General features: G+C 51.1%; 14 protein-coding genes. 5 read left to right on the forward strand and 9 right to left on the reverse strand.

The window, feature by feature from the left end; all coding sequences use genetic code 11:
* Positions 1–226 precede the first annotated feature (226 nt).
* On the reverse strand, positions 227–1,576 hold the full coding sequence (locus tag TY09_RS01790) for a S1C family serine protease (protein WP_042430569.1): 1,350 nt from the start codon (positions 1,574–1,576) through the stop codon (positions 227–229).
* 144 nt (positions 1,577–1,720) lie between these two features.
* Complete coding sequence (locus TY09_RS01795; protein WP_042430571.1) at positions 1,721–2,893, reverse strand: NAD(P)-dependent malic enzyme; 1,173 nt, start codon at positions 2,891–2,893, stop codon at positions 1,721–1,723.
* A gap of 160 nt (positions 2,894–3,053) precedes the next feature.
* Here TY09_RS01795 and TY09_RS01800 point away from each other — a divergent pair, with 160 nt between their 5' ends.
* The 5 genes from TY09_RS01800 to TY09_RS01820 all read left to right on the forward strand — a co-directional run bounded on the left by TY09_RS01800 (position 3,054) and on the right by TY09_RS01820 (position 6,793).
* Positions 3,054–3,731 carry an HAD family hydrolase gene (locus tag TY09_RS01800; RefSeq protein WP_042430574.1) on the forward strand — a complete coding sequence of 226 codons (678 nt, stop codon included), beginning with the start codon at positions 3,054–3,056 and terminating at the stop codon, positions 3,729–3,731.
* Positions 3,732–3,918: 187 nt separating this feature from the next.
* Positions 3,919–4,470: an RNA polymerase sigma factor gene (locus tag TY09_RS01805; RefSeq protein ID WP_042430577.1), complete on the forward strand. Its 552-nt coding sequence runs from the start codon at positions 3,919–3,921 to the stop codon at positions 4,468–4,470.
* On the forward strand, positions 4,463–5,185 hold the full coding sequence (locus TY09_RS01810) for a DUF4367 domain-containing protein (RefSeq protein ID WP_042430579.1): 723 nt from the start codon (positions 4,463–4,465) through the stop codon (positions 5,183–5,185). Before TY09_RS01805 ends, TY09_RS01810 begins: the two co-directional genes overlap by 8 nt.
* Before the next feature lie 94 nt (positions 5,186–5,279).
* Complete coding sequence (locus TY09_RS01815) at positions 5,280–5,711, forward strand: hypothetical protein (protein WP_042430581.1); 432 nt, start codon at positions 5,280–5,282, stop codon at positions 5,709–5,711.
* Between the two features lie 419 nt (positions 5,712–6,130).
* Positions 6,131–6,793 (forward strand): hypothetical protein, encoded by a 663-nt coding sequence (locus tag TY09_RS01820; RefSeq protein ID WP_042430583.1) that lies wholly within the window; start codon positions 6,131–6,133, stop codon positions 6,791–6,793.
* A gap of 125 nt (positions 6,794–6,918) precedes the next feature.
* On the opposite strand, the gene TY09_RS01825 is transcribed toward TY09_RS01820, so the two are convergent.
* From TY09_RS01825 to TY09_RS01855, 7 genes are all read right to left on the reverse strand, one after another.
* Entirely contained in the window at positions 6,919–7,773 is an 855-nt protein-coding gene (locus TY09_RS01825; RefSeq protein ID WP_042430585.1) for a pyridoxamine kinase, read from the reverse strand.
* 13 nt (positions 7,774–7,786) lie between these two features.
* Entirely contained in the window at positions 7,787–8,452 is a 666-nt protein-coding gene (locus TY09_RS01830; protein WP_042430589.1) for an acyltransferase, read from the reverse strand.
* Between the two features lie 159 nt (positions 8,453–8,611).
* Entirely contained in the window at positions 8,612–10,174 is a 1,563-nt protein-coding gene (locus TY09_RS01835; RefSeq protein ID WP_009060334.1) for a dockerin type I repeat-containing protein, read from the reverse strand.
* A gap of 247 nt (positions 10,175–10,421) precedes the next feature.
* On the reverse strand, positions 10,422–11,306 hold the full coding sequence (locus tag TY09_RS01840) for a ribokinase (protein ID WP_009060249.1): 885 nt from the start codon (positions 11,304–11,306) through the stop codon (positions 10,422–10,424).
* Between the two features lie 12 nt (positions 11,307–11,318).
* Positions 11,319–11,720 carry a D-ribose pyranase gene (gene rbsD / locus TY09_RS01845; protein ID WP_042430593.1) on the reverse strand — a complete coding sequence of 134 codons (402 nt, stop codon included), beginning with the start codon at positions 11,718–11,720 and terminating at the stop codon, positions 11,319–11,321.
* Positions 11,717–12,793 carry an ABC transporter permease gene (locus TY09_RS01850; RefSeq protein WP_009060286.1) on the reverse strand — a complete coding sequence of 359 codons (1,077 nt, stop codon included), beginning with the start codon at positions 12,791–12,793 and terminating at the stop codon, positions 11,717–11,719. Before TY09_RS01850 ends, rbsD begins: the two co-directional genes overlap by 4 nt.
* Positions 12,794–12,809: 16 nt before the next feature.
* Positions 12,810–14,351, reverse strand: coding sequence for a sugar ABC transporter ATP-binding protein (locus TY09_RS01855; protein WP_042430596.1), 1,542 nt, complete (start codon positions 14,349–14,351; stop codon positions 12,810–12,812).
* Positions 14,352–14,361 lie beyond the last annotated feature (10 nt).

A 14,361-nucleotide genomic window follows, 5' to 3' on the forward strand; every position in this document is an offset into this window, starting at 1 on the left:
GCTTTTTTCCCGCGCCTTCGGCAGGAGAAAGAAAACACTTATCTTTATTTCTTTTCCATTCAATTCTAGCATGTTTCACAGGCGTTTGCAACGCGTCGAAACGCCTGAAAAACGCGGAAAAAGCAGCAAGGCATTGGTGCTTTGCTGCTTTTCCGCGGCGCCCGAAATTTGAGGCGCCGTTTTGTTCGGAAGGAAGAGAGTTTATGAAAAATCGTTGTTGGTAAAATTAGCTGCCGGTGGACTGAGCCAGCGTGACGGTTGCCGTAAAGGTCTTGCCCGTCTTTGGCCTTGTCACACTCAGTGCAACGGTCTCGCCCGGCTTTTTCGCCGCAATTGCGGTGGTAAGCACGGTGCTGGAATTGATTTCCTTGCCGTCGATCTTGGTGATGACGTCGCCGGCCTCAATCCCCGCCGCATTGACGGAGGGATTCACCACGGAGGATACATAGTACCCAACCGGCAACCCATAGAAGCGGGAAATCATGGTATCGACAAACTGGCCGGAAATCCCAAGCATTGCGCGGTCCTTCACATAGCCATACTGCTTGAGATCTTCAATGATCGGCTTGGCATCGTCGACCGGGATCGCAAACCCAAGTCCCTCGTAGCCCTCGGCTACGATCTTGGAAGAGTTGATGCCGATGACCTGACCGGCGGAGTTGACAAGCGCGCCGCCGGAGTTGCCGGGATTGATCGCGGCATCGGTCTGAATGCATTTCATGGTGTAGCCGTTTTCACTGTTGGTGATTTCACGATTCAGAGCGGAAACATAACCGATGGTTACGCTGGAGTTAAACTCCAGGCCGCCAGGGTTGCCGATCGCCATAACGGTGTCCGCCACCTGCAGGGAGGAGGAAGAACCGAGCTCAGCGACCGTCAGGCCGGTGGCCTCGATTTTCACCACCGCCAGGTCGGTTACGGTATCGCTGCCGATCAGCTTGGCCTCGTGGGATTTTCCGTCGGATAGAATCACCTTGAGGGAATCCGCGCCGGAAACCACATGGGCGTTTGTCACGATATAGCCGTCCGAAGAGATGATGATACCGGAGCCCTCACTTGTGGGGGAAACCGCTGTCTCATCGCTGCCGGATTTGCGCTGCAAATTCAGCGACTGGCTTACCTGGTAATTCTGAATGCAGACAACGGAGGGAATCACCTTTTTCGCAATCTCCTGCGCCGTGAGGGCGCCGGCCTTCGTCGTGGTCGGCGTTGTCAGAATGGAAGAGGATGTGGAAGCCTGACTTGAAGAAGCATTGCCGGAAGAAGCGCCGCCGTTCAGGGTAACATATCCGTTATTGACCAATGCGACAAAACCGCCGATGGAACCCGCCGAAATCATCAGGCAGGCCAAAACACCGCACAGGATTTTTGTGCCTGTCCTCTTTTTTGGCCCTTTGGGAGACTCTGGCTCTGGTGAGGAGCTGTTATAACTGCCCGGCTGAGAACCGTAAGAACGGTAAGTATTGCCGTCCCACTGCACCTGCTGCTGCGGATTGTTCCATTGGTAACTGCTTCCCGTTGTATAGTTGTCGCGCGGTGCGTTGTTCTGATTATCGTTATCGTCATAGGGATACATAACATCAGGTCCTTTCCTATGTGGCTTGTTTCGATAGTCTTAGTATGCCAAAGGATTATGAAAAACCTATGAAGCCCGCTTATCTTTTTTATGACGGAATCGAGAAAAAAATGTGACCGTAAACTGAAAATACTCTGAAAGAGTTCAAATACGGGCCACATTGGTGCGGTGGGCAGCCTCTGCCACGGCTTTTGCCACCTCCGGCGCCACACGCTTGTCGAGCGGAGAGGGAATAATATACTCCGGCGAAAGCTCCTCCTCGGGGATCATCCCGGCGATGGCGAACGCAGCCGCAAGCTTCATTTCGTCGTTGATGTCTTTTGCGCGAACATCGAGCGCGCCGCGGAAAATACCGGGGAACGCCAGCAGATTGTTGATCTGGTTCGGGTAATCGGAGCGGCCCGTACCAACTACAGCCGCCCCGGCAGCCAGAGCTTCATCGGGAAAAATTTCGGGCACCGGGTTCGCCATTGCAAATACGACCGGCTGCTGGGCCATGCTTTTGACCATCTCTGCGCTCACACAGTTCGGAGCGGAAACGCCCAGAAAGAAATCCGCGCCCTTCATGACGTCGGCCAGCGTGCCGCGAACATGCTCCCGGTTTGTGATTTTCGCCATTTCGGCCTGTGCCGGGTTGAGCCAGTCCTCGCCCTCACAAACAGCGCCCTTGCGGTCGCACAGAATCAGATTCTTTACGCCGAGGGACAGCAGCAGCTTTGCGCACGCGATGCCTGCAGAGCCCGCGCCGTTGACAACACCGTGCACCTCGGAAATTTCCTTTTTCACTACCTTCAGCGCGTTGATCAGCGCCGCGCCCACCACGATCGCCGTACCGTGCTGATCGTCGTGGAATATCGGAATATCCAGCGACTCTTTCAGCCGGCGCTCGATTTCAAAGCAGCGGGGCGCGGCAATATCCTCCAGATTGATGCCGCCGAACGAACCGGCCAGAAGCTCTACCGTACGCACGATCTCGTCGGTATCCTTGGAGCGGATACACAGCGGGATTGCATCCACACCGCCGAACGCCTTGAACAGAACAGCTTTTCCTTCCATGACAGGCATTCCGGCCTCCGGGCCGATGTCGCCAAGGCCCAGCACTGCCGTACCGTCCGTTACAACGGCCACGATATTGCCGCGGCGTGTGTATTCGTAGGACTTGTCCACATCCTTGCTGATCTCTTTGCAAGGCTCCGCCACGCCGGGTGTATACGCAATGGAAAGATCGTCTCTGGTTTCAACAGGGCAGTTCACCTGAATCTGAATCTTTCCTTTCCATTCTTTATGCTTTTTTAATGCTTCTGCTGCATAATCCATTTGCTGTTCCTCCAATTTTTGCACATTTGGTTTCAGTATAACATATTTTCTGCAGCATTCAAGAATAGTTCCTGCAAATCCTTGCAAAACGGCGAAAAATATGTTTAGATAGGAATGTAAGCAATATTTCAGATACCATACAGAAAGGAGATTGCTTATCATGTACCAAGCATGTATCTTTGACTTGGATGGAACACTGGCGGATACACTCGATTCCATTGTTTATTTTGGCAACTCTGCACTGGCGGAGTGCGGTTACCCGGCAATTGATCGTGAAAAATACCGCTACCTGGTTGGAAAAGGCTCGGATCTTCTGATGCGCGGAATGCTTCAGGAGGTTTCTCCCAAAGGATACACTGAAGATGATGTGATTCTGCTGCGCAAAACTTACGAAAATCTTTACGAGCAGGACCCGATGTACTTTGTAGATCAGTACGACGGTATGGAAGAGGTGCTGCGTGATCTGAAAAATCGCGGGATCAAGCTGGGAGTGCTGTCGAATAAGCCCCACAATATTACTACCCGCCTGATTACGATGATGTATTCGTCGCGGCTTTTCAACGTGTGCTATGGCCAGCGTTTCAATGTAGAGCGCAAGCCGTCGCCGGATGGCGCGCTGGAAATCGCCAAAGAGCTTGGCGTAGAGCCGAAGAACTGTCTTTACATCGGCGACAGCGACATTGATATGCAAACCGGCATCGCCGCCGGGATGGATACCGTGGGCGTGCTTTGGGGTTTTCGCTGCCGCAACGAGCTGGAAAAAAGCCGGGCAAACTACATTGTGCACGAGCCGAAAGAAATTCTGTCAATCGTGCTGGGAGAAGCCGCGGCAGATTGATTCGGGAACATAAGAAAACAGAATTGCAGGGAAAGAGCAAGGGCCGCAGTATCATACTGCGGCCCTTGCTCTTTCCCTGCAATATATTCACTTGAAAATTGTAAAAACCACAAAGACAACAGTTGGTTTTCTTTCTATATATAGTATATAATGAAAGCAGCAGAGAGAGGCAGAGGGGTGATGATATATGCTGTTTTTTGGCATGGTAATTCAAAATGAGGAAGACCGAAGTACAATAGAGAATTTATACCATAACTACCATCGGCTGATGATGTACATAGCCAGAGAAATTTTAAAGGATCAGGAAAAAGCGGAAGACGCAGTTTCTCAAACTTTTATCAAGATTATTGACAACCTGCAAAAATTTTCTTTCGAAGATTGTAACAAAACAAAGGGCTTAATCGGTATATTAGTGAGGAATATTTGTTACGACATGCTCAGGTCAGAAAATCGATGGAGCCTGGTTTCCCTGGATGAAGCCGATTTGCGCGGCAATTTGGAAGATTTTCCTTACGAAAAGCTTGCGTCAGAAGAAGGCTACCAGATGATTTTAAGTGGGATTTCTGAGCTTAGTGAAAAATCGAGCAGCGTTTTAAAGCTGAAATATATTTACGATTACTCTGATCGTGAAATAGCGGAATTGCTAAATATTTCGCAGGAGAATGTACGGGTGCGACTACACCGGGCCAAAACCGCCCTTTTACAAAAACTGACAGAAGGGGGAGCAAACCATGGATAAAAAGGAAATGAAAGATCAGATTTTTGAAGTTATGCTCCAAACGGCGGTGAAGGAAAATTTCGAAAAAGAATTACACGAACTTCCAACAGCAAAAGAGCTGACGGATGATTATGAATTATCTGAATCTACCCGAAAAGAAATCGAAAAATGGATCAAAACCGCCAATCACAAATCCACACGCCTGCGAATGCAAAAAGCAGCGAAAAGGGCAGCGGTGATCGCAGCGATCATCATCCCGGTTTCTATGGTTAGTCTGTTGAGCGTAGAGGCTTCCCGGAATTTGATTTTCAACGCTGTGATGAATTGGGCCTCCGACCATGTCAATATTCAATATCAGGATGGACAAAATTCTTCCGGTAAAACATCCTCGCCCGATGATTCCGAAATAAAGCCGCGCTATCTTCCGGAAGGTTTTATTGAGGCCGAGATAAATCAGACAGATTTAAGTTTTACTATACAATACCGAAACGATCGGGGAGAACTGATTCTTTTCCGAAAAAGCCCCCTATCAAAACAAGGATCCCTTTTGGTAGATACGGAGCACACCACTCACAAAGAAATTGAAATACAAGGAGAAAAAGCCAGCCTTTTTATTGCAGATAAGCCGGATGAAATGTCTTACTTGTTGTGGAAAAATCATTCCTACAGTTTCCAATTAAGCTCTAAAATTCCTCCGGAGGAACTCGTAAAAATGGCAGAAAGCGTGGCAAAATAAAAAATTTTAAATTTTTGGAAAAATTTTGTAACAAAATGGGGGGTTCAATCGTTATATCAATATAAGAGAAACTCAAAAACAAAGGAGAATGATTATGTGTAAAAAAATCCTCGCATTTTTATTGGCATTTTCTGCAATCTTTACCATGAATGTTCCAGCTTTCGCAATGGAAACAGAAAAGCTGGATGTACCCAAGGCAAATTCCGGATATCAGATTATGTGGACCAATACGGACATGGTTGCAATCTCTTTGAATTTTTCCGGAAACAGAGCATCATGTGTAGCAGAAGTCTATGCTAAATCCGGAACAAACAAAATTTCTGCTACTCTTTTACTGAAGCAGGTAACCAGTACTGGAACCAAAACGGTAAAATCATGGACAAAGAGTGTTTCTGGTGAAATCTTATATTTCGATGAAGCGTATTATGTTGCGAGCGGAAATACATATATACTGGAAGTCAACGCAAGTGTGTATCGAAACGGCACGGTAGAATATATCACTGCTTCTGACAGAGATTCTTGCTGATTTCTTCCCAATTTATTCCCGATTTAAAAATGAGGACATCCCTGCGCAATTAAATTTTTAAAAACACTTCGATATATAGAGGCTCAACTTCTCATAATAAAAAGACAATTTCAACGAATTCGCTTTTTCATGATGTAACATTCCTCCATTTTCTCAGTATCCCATCCGCAATTGATGCGGATGGGATACTGAACCCTCAAAAATACAAACCTCTTCATCGCCTTATTCTCCCGCCTTATCGGCTTTATTCTGAAAATCAATTCATTCCGACAATATCAAACGGAATGTAACTATAGCGATAATGAATGACTAACAGTTTTTTCCTTAAAAAACCATATATTTTATTGACAATTATTGTTTTATGTGATATATTAGCTTTAAAATTAAAACAATAAAATATTGGAGGAGGAGAGATTGCCGTGCATTTACCAATCGACGAAAAACAGAAACGTCTCTCTCCCCCCGAAATCGGAATTCTTATTTTTACAGTTGTACTGCTGATGTTGAGCGGTTGCGCCCTTCCGTCTTCCTCCGCAAAAATTCAGTCGGAAATACAGCTGTCTACGGCACTCTCCAATTCCTTTACACGAGGCTGGTTCGATAAATGCAATGCCCTGCAAAATGTTGCAAAAATGGCGACTGAGCAGGATTCTGGAAAATCTGCCGACTACCTGCTGGGCTACCTGCAGGGCAGCAGCCCCTCCCGCGTCGGTTATTTTCTGCGGAATATTTATTTCAGTCAGTCTGAGCTGAAAGACCAGCTGATTCCAACGGATGTCAAGCAATCCCTGGACTCCTTTACCGCCGCAGAATCCGATTATTTGGAGCAGCTCGGAAACAGGCTGCAGACAGATGGCCAAGTTCCCCAAGAGGAAGCATTTCAAAGAAATACCCAGGAGTTAGCTGAGCTAATTCCGTATATTAATATTTGTGCGGGCGACCTGAAAGAAAAACAAGAGGTCAAGCTTTTCCAGAATAACCTGGAAAAGGCGGTACAACTGATGAAAGCCGCTTTCCCGCAATCCAATCCCGCAGAGGCCTTCGCACCATCCGATAATATCATCATCCTCCCGGCCTCTTGATTCATTTTTATATTGCTTTCCACGTAGGTTCTATCCTAGTCTATTTATCCCGAAAAGAGAAGCGCCCCTGTGCAATGCACAGGGGCGCTTCTCTTTTTCTGATCGAACGGAAAATAATCCGATCTTTATTTTACGAGACCCAGGTTTTTCAGGAGTGCGGGAATCTCCATTTCGAAATTCACGCCGAAGCGGATGTCTGTTCCCGCCGCTTTGGTTCTGCGGATCGCCCCGCAGGTGAAATCGACCGCCAGCTGCATGGATTTCTGCAGACCCAGCCCGTTGAGGAGCCCCGCCAGCAGCGCACTGCCGTATACATCACCGGTGCCGTGGTAAGAGCCCTCGATCCGCTCCGAAAACGCATAACTGATCTCACCCGTGGTGCTGTCGTACCCAGCGGAGCCAAGCTGACTTTCATCGAACCAAACTCCGGTCAGAACCACTTTCTTCGGGCCGAGCGCCGCCAGCGTTTTCAGAAGTTCTTCGATTTCCTGCTTCTCATACGGGCCCTCCTGATACTCCCTCTCCAGCAGGAACGCCGCCTCAGTCAGGTTCGGCACAATCAGATCCGCGCTTTTACACAGGCGCGCCATTCCCTTGGCCATTTCGGGCGTGTAAATGGAGTATAGCTCCCCGTTGTCCGCCATGACAGGGTCCACCATAATCAGGTTATCTTCTGTTCTGAATTGGCGGAAAATATCCTCTACAATATCAATCTGCTCAAACGAGCCCAAAAAACCGCTGTACAGCGCATCGAACTGCAGACCAAGACTCTTCCAGTGCGCCGCGAACGGCGGAAGATCCTCCGTCAGATCCCGATACGTAAAGCCGGTAAATCCGCCCGTATGGGTGGAAAGCACCGCTGTAGGCATCACGCTGGTTTCAATCCCAGCCGCCGAAATAATCGGCAGTGCCACGGTGAGGGAACATTTTCCGAACCCCGAAATATCGTGGATCGCCGCTACTCTTTTTTGCCGTTCCATCCCTAAAACACCTCTATTTTCTTTCTGCAATTTCGCCGGCACATTTGTAAATGCTGTTCGGCGGTATCACTCCGCGCACCATCGAAAGCGGATACACTGTACTGCCGGACCCCACAACCGTACCGGGATTCAGAACCGAATTGCATCCAACCTCTACTGAATCGCCCAGAACGGCGCCGAACTTTTTCAGCCCCGTTTCCAGTATTCCGTCTTTGCTGCGAACTGTTACCAAGGTTTTGTCGGACTTCACATTGGACGTAATGGAACCGGCCCCCATATGGGAACGATAGCCCAAAATCGAATCGCCCACATAATTGTAATGCGGAACCTGCACCTTGTCGAACAAAATGACATTTTTCAACTCCGTGGAATTCCCCACCACACAGTCCGCGCCCACCAGAGCGCTGCCCCGGATGAACGCACAGTGGCGCACCTCGGTGCCCGGCCCGATGATCGCAGGCCCCGCGATGTAAGCCGTAGGGGCCACCTTGGCGCTGCGCGCAACCCAAACGTCTTCCCCGCGCTGTTCATATTCTTCCGCTGAAAGCGCCGCGCCCAGCTCGCGGATCCACCCGCTGATCTGGGGAAACGCCTGCCAGGGATACCGACAGTCCCGCAGAAACGGAGCCGCCATCGTATGCGTCAGATCAAATAAATCCCTTGTCTCAATACTTGACATACTGCTGATCTCCTAAAAATTGGTATCGTTTTGTTTCCTCTTACCATTATTCAGCTTATCACTAAAAAACGGCAATTTCATCCCCTAACAAAGTTAAGGGATGAAGTTAACACGATTTTAAACTGTATTATTTTATTTTTATCTGAAAAAGAGCAAATGTCAAGGGGATTTATTCAATTCTTTTTTCAGGATCAGCAGGTCTGCCGTTGTCAGCTGCCCGTCGCCGTCCAGGTCCGCAGCGGAAAACGACGCCTCGTCCAGTTCCGCCGTACCATTCAGCACACGGTACAGCAGCTTGCTGTCGGTCTGCGTCAGGCGCCCCGTGCCGCTCAGGTCACCGGGCACGATCGCGGTAAGGCCGTCCGTCACTTCTCCGCTTCCGTTTTTGGCGAGCAGCACCGCTCCCGTCATCACATAGCCGCTCACAAGCGGCACGCCGTTGGGCTTCTGCGCCTCCAGCGTTCCATTCTGTACCCGCAGCATGTTTTTGAGCGCCGCATATGTAGTATTTGCAGGTAAATAGATTTTTTGCGCATCGCGGTCAATTCGAACCGCTTCACTGAGACTGAAAATCTCTGTAGTCTGGTCAGAGTTCGAGGATGACTGAGAAGATTCTTCAGAAGACGAGGACTCCCCTGTCTGCGAAGAGCTTTCCTCGCTGCTATCTTCCTGCGAAGAATCATCGGGCTCCTCCAGCAGGTCGTCCGTCACCGGAACAAAATACCAGCCATCCTCACCCCGTACCACTGCGGCTGCGCGATCCCCGTCCGCGGCCAAAGAAATCAGCTCTCTGCCGAACCCATAGGTGCCGATGCGTTCGCCGTTTTCAAACGCGTCGGCGCGGGAATCTCCTGTTTTGACCAGAACGCAGCCGGAAGAAAGCGCGGCGGCACAGTTAAGGTCTCCCCCTGTTTCCGCCGAGCGGCTGAACAGACGCGTGTCGGGCAGCACGTCGTACAGATCACCGGACTCATCAATCAAAATTTCAGCGCTTAAAAAGCGGAAGCCGCCCCGCGGAATTTCACTGGCAAAGAGCGATGGCTCCCCGAGCTGCGTCTCCTCCCGAATGGAGTCGGGCAGAACCTTCACACCCAGCTTGCTTTCATCAGAATATAATGTATAAAGCACATCGTCTGGCGATACCGCCAGGGAGGAAAACTCCCCGCGCGACGAAGAGATCTGATTCAGCAGCCAACCCGAAAAATCGAACAGCAGAATTGTTTCCTCCATTGGGGTATGGAGCGCGTAATACCGCCCCGCGGAGTCCACATCGAAATCATTGCGTTCCTCTACATAAATCTGAGGAAGATCGATAAAGAGCTTTGTATCCAGCCGATCACGCCGAACCGTATAGGTATAAACACCCACGCCAAACTCATCCTTGCTGGTACCCCGATAGGGACAAACCAGTGAAAGATTTCCCTCACGATACAAGGGGTAGGCCATGTGGGCTGAAACGGTGGCCTGATCGATCACCTGTCCGTTTTCATCCAGCAGAAGGACAAATGATCGATTCTCCTCGGTTCCGCAGAGCAGAAAATGATTCTCCCCGGCAGACAGCAGCTCCACCCCTTCCGGATCCGAGAAGCCGGAGGGGAACGTCAGAGACACCGCCGCGGCAGAAGCCCTCGCAAAAATAGAGTGCGTACCAATCGCCGTAAGCAGCAGGACGGCAGCTAACGTCAACACGACCAGAACGGAGCTTTTTCGACCAAATTTCATCTTTTCCCCCTCCTTTTTCATTATTATAGTAGAGTAGAGAAAAAATTTTCCATTTATGTGAAAAATGTCCATGTAGTAATTTTTCATAAAAATAATAAATCTATTCGTTGATTTTCCCTAATCAAAGGCGGAGAAAAATCCCTGTTTTCACCCTTGCATCACAGATTCACATCAAAAAGGAACGGCCCATCGCATCCAGTATGCTTTGGGCCGTTCAGGAGGAATATGAGAATCACAAAAAAGAGTGTCAAAACGCGTAACTTTCTACTTCTCGCAGCAAGGGGATCGACGGTGCGGCCCCGTGCCGGGTAACTGCAATAGAAGAAGCCTTCGAAGCCAGCTCCAGCGACTGCGGCACGCTCAGGCCGCGGGTCATCCCGGCCAGGAAGTAACCGGTAAAGGTATCGCCCGCCGCGGTGGTATCCACCACCGGCACGGGGTAAATCCCGTGCGAAAAGCGTTCGCTTTGATGTTGATAAACCACGCCCTGACTGCCCAGCGTCAGCACGACCGCCAGCTCGGGATATTGATGTGCCAGAACCTCCAGAATCGAGTCAGGCTTCCGCTGCGCGCTGATCTGCCAGCCCTCGATTTCATTGACCAGCAGGATGGACACCTTAGAGAGGTCACACTCGCTGATCACCTCATCATACGGGGAGGGATTCAGAACGATCCGCATGCCGCGTGCGTGGGCATTCTCAATCAGGCGTGGGATTCCATTGATCTCGTTCTGCAGCAGAAGAAGGTCTCCCTCGCCGAATGCGGCAAGCACCTCGTCGGCAAAGTCCTGCGGAATACTGCGGTTGGCTCCGCCGAACAGCAGGATATTGTTCTGGCCCCCCTTATCCACCTGAATCACCGTGTGGCCGCTTTTGCCCGGCACCTGACGAATATATTCGGTATTCACACCGTTTTCGCGGCACATCGTAAGAAGCTGCCCGCCTTCCTCGCCTACCTGCCCGGCATGCCACACCTCGGCTCCCGCGCGGGCCAGCGCCACCGACTGATTCAGGCCCTTGCCGCCGATGAAGGTTTCCATCCGCCATGCGGCGGAGGTTTCTCCCGGCAGCAGGATATGGTCGACCGAATACACATAATCGTAATTCAGAGAACCGAAATTGAGTATCTTCATAGAAAGGCTCCTTTAATCGGGGAACGCCACGCCCGCCTGTAAAATCAGATTGGAATACGGCGTGAACTCGCCGGTGCGCACGGCAAACTTGATATTCTCCGTCTGGCGCTTCAGCTCGTCGTGCGAAATCGTCTGTTCGGGAATCCCCAAAAGCTTGCCGCGCACATACGCCACCATGGCGGGGTTCTTCTCCTCCGCCTCTGCGGCAAAGGTATAGCCCTCTACTACCGTTTCATTCAGCACGGCGTCCACTACCTGCTGAAAGGTGGGGATTCCGCCGCACAGCACCAAGTCAACAACCGGAATCCCCTTTGGGACCGGCATCCCCGCGTCGCCGATCAAAAAGCGTTCCTTATGCCCCAGCCCGGCGATATATCCCGCCAGTTGGGCATTCAAAATACCCGTTTTTTTCATGCCAAATTTCCTCCCGGATTGGAAGCCGCCGTTTCTTTTTCCTCGCCCCTCGCCTGAAGCGCCATTTTTGCCTGCAGGTTTCGCTGGAACTGGTCAATGACGACCGCGAATACAATCACAAGGCCCTTAATGACCATCTGCCAGAACTCCGAAACGCCGCACATGACCATGCCGTCGTTGATGACACCGATGACGAACGCGCCCACAATAGTGCCGCCGATACCGCCGATGCCGCCGGCCATGGAGGTTCCGCCCAGAACCGCCGCCGCAATGGCGTTCATTTCCCACGATTCACCGGAGGCGGGGTGTGCAGCCACCAGCTGCGCGGAATTGATGATACCGACAATTGCCGCGCATACGCCGGACAAAATGTAAACCATGATTTTGACTTGATTGACCTTGATGCCCGAAAGCTTCGCGGCCTTTTCATTGCCTCCGATTGCAAACACATGCCAGCCGAAGGGCGTGAATTTCAATAGGATCGCGGTGATGACCGCGATGATCACCAGAATGATCGCGCCGACCGGGATGCCCATAATATTGCTGCCGAAGAAATCATAGCCCGTGTTGCCAAGCGCCGGCTTGCCGACGATATTGGAATAGGTAGCGCCGTTCGAATGCAGCATTGCAAGGCCGCGCGCCACATACATCATGCCCAGAGTGGCGATAAACGGCGCGACATTGAACCGCGTGATCACAATGCCGTTCAACCAGCCGACCAAAGCGCCCACCACAATGGTGATCAGTACGATGAGCGGCACATCAAAATACAGTGTGACGCCGAACATCGGCAGCGTAAGGCCTTTGTTGATCAGGCCGCCCGCCACCATACCGGCCAAACCGACCACCGCGCCAACCGAAAGATCGATGCCGCCCGTGATGATGACGTAGGTCATACCGATCGCCAGAATCCCGTACAGGGCCACATGCTTCGCAATCAGAAGCATCGTATTCTGCGAAAAGAAGTTGGGCGCCGCAAAGCTGAAGAAAATCAGCAGAACAATCAGCACGATGAAGGTTCGGCCCTTCAGGAGCGTCATCGCGAGCCCATGATTGGATTGATTCTTTTTCATACCAGCATTCTCCCCTTTATGTTCCCGATGCCTGCAAATGATGCCCCTGATAGGACGCCATCACAAGATTATCTTCCGTAATTTCATCCCCGGCCAGCTCCGCTGTCTTCTTTCCGTTCGAAAGCACGATAATGCGGTCGGCGATCGCCAGAATTTCTTTCAGCTCAGAAGAAATCACGAGGATGGTCAGGCCCTGCTCCGCGTACTGATTGATGATGTCGAACACCTCGGCCTTCGCGCCGACATCGATTCCGCGGCTGGGTTCATCCATCAGCAGTATTTTGGGGTCTGTCAGAATTCCCTTGCCGATGACCACCTTTTGCTGGTTGCCGCCTGAAAGCGACAAGATGGGCAGGCGCTTATCCGCAACCTTAATATGAATGTCCTTGATCTGCCGTTCCACCTGTTCGTCTTCTGTCTTTTTATCCAGAAAAATTCCTTTGGTACAGGCCTTCAGGCTGGAAAGGGAAATGTTCTTCGCAATATTCAGGGTCTGCACCAGACCCTCGCGCTGACGGTCCTCCGGCACAAGCGCAAAGCCCCGGTGAATCTGCCCTGCCACACTGTCGACCTTGATTTCCTCCCCGTCCAGCAGTACCTGGCCGGTATGCTCGGGATGCAGACCCATAATGCACTCAAACAGCTCCGTGCGCCCCGCGCCGAGCAGCCCGTAGATACCGAGGATCTCTCCTTTTTTCACCTGAAAGCCGACGTGGTCGAGCAAATAGCCGCCTCCGCTTTTCGGCAGGGTGATGTCGCGAACCTCCAGCACAGTGGGGACTTCGCTCCAATCCACATTCCGCTCCCGGTGGGCGTAGCCCTTTTCCTCACCGACCATCCGCTTGACGATCCACGGCACAGTGATGTTTGCAACCTCTTCGTCCGCAACGTACTTCCCGTCGCGCAGAATGGTAACGTGGTCGCCGATCTGCAAAATTTCTTCGAGACGATGCGATATGTACACGATCGAAATGCCTGCGGCGGTCAGCTCGCGCATGATCTTGAACAGAATCTGCACCTCCTGCGCCGAAAGCGACGAGGTGGGTTCATCCATAATCAGGATTTTCAGGTCATCCTGGATCAGATTGCGGGCAATTTCAATAATCTGCTGCTGTCCAACGCGCAGGTTGCCCACCAGCGTTTCCGGTGGAATGGGATGCTCCAGGCGCTGCAGCACTTTTTCGGTAAGCTCCGCGTGCTGGGCGTTGTCGAGCCGGATATGATGCTTTGTTTTTTCGCGCGACATAAAGATATTTTGATAAATATTCAGATTCGGGAACAGGCTCAGCTCCTGATGAATGATTCCGATTCCATGTGCGCGGGCCTCGGTGGTATCCCGGAAGGAAAGCTCCTGATCATCCATGTACAGCTTGCCGGAGCTGGGCTGCTCAATTCCCGCGATGATCTTCATCAGCGTGGATTTTCCCGCTCCGTTTTCTCCGATCAGCACGTTCACCTTGCCCCTGAGCACTTGAAACGACACATCGTCCAGCGCCTTGGTGCCGGGGTAAATCTTACAGATGTGCTCCGCCCTAAGGCAGACCTCTTGATTATCCATGCTGTTACCC

This window comes from Faecalispora jeddahensis, from assembly GCF_000577335.1.
Classification (GTDB): Bacteria; Bacillota; Clostridia; order Oscillospirales; family Acutalibacteraceae; genus Faecalispora; species Faecalispora jeddahensis.

What these genes read in the sequence shown, in the direction of transcription:
- TY09_RS01815 (WP_042430581.1), top strand. Translation starts at nt 5,280, where the DNA reads ATGTGTAAAAAAATCCTCGCATTTTTATTGGCATTTTCTGCAATCTTT.
- TY09_RS01855 (WP_042430596.1), bottom strand. Translation starts at nt 14,351, where the DNA reads ATGGATAATCAAGAGGTCTGCCTTAGGGCGGAGCACATCTGTAAGATT.
- rbsD (WP_042430593.1), bottom strand. Translation starts at nt 11,720, where the DNA reads ATGAAAAAAACGGGTATTTTGAATGCCCAACTGGCGGGATATATCGCC.
- TY09_RS01840 (WP_009060249.1), bottom strand. Translation starts at nt 11,306, where the DNA reads ATGAAGATACTCAATTTCGGTTCTCTGAATTACGATTATGTGTATTCG.
- TY09_RS01805 (WP_042430577.1), top strand. Translation starts at nt 3,919, where the DNA reads ATGCTGTTTTTTGGCATGGTAATTCAAAATGAGGAAGACCGAAGTACA.
- TY09_RS01800 (WP_042430574.1), top strand. Translation starts at nt 3,054, where the DNA reads ATGTACCAAGCATGTATCTTTGACTTGGATGGAACACTGGCGGATACA.
- TY09_RS01825 (WP_042430585.1), bottom strand. Translation starts at nt 7,773, where the DNA reads ATGGAACGGCAAAAAAGAGTAGCGGCGATCCACGATATTTCGGGGTTC.
- TY09_RS01830 (WP_042430589.1), bottom strand. Translation starts at nt 8,452, where the DNA reads ATGTCAAGTATTGAGACAAGGGATTTATTTGATCTGACGCATACGATG.
- TY09_RS01850 (WP_009060286.1), bottom strand. Translation starts at nt 12,793, where the DNA reads ATGAAAAAGAATCAATCCAATCATGGGCTCGCGATGACGCTCCTGAAG.
- TY09_RS01835 (WP_009060334.1), bottom strand. Translation starts at nt 10,174, where the DNA reads ATGAAATTTGGTCGAAAAAGCTCCGTTCTGGTCGTGTTGACGTTAGCT.
- TY09_RS01810 (WP_042430579.1), top strand. Translation starts at nt 4,463, where the DNA reads ATGGATAAAAAGGAAATGAAAGATCAGATTTTTGAAGTTATGCTCCAA.
- TY09_RS01795 (WP_042430571.1), bottom strand. Translation starts at nt 2,893, where the DNA reads ATGGATTATGCAGCAGAAGCATTAAAAAAGCATAAAGAATGGAAAGGA.
- TY09_RS01790 (WP_042430569.1), bottom strand. Translation starts at nt 1,576, where the DNA reads ATGTATCCCTATGACGATAACGATAATCAGAACAACGCACCGCGCGAC.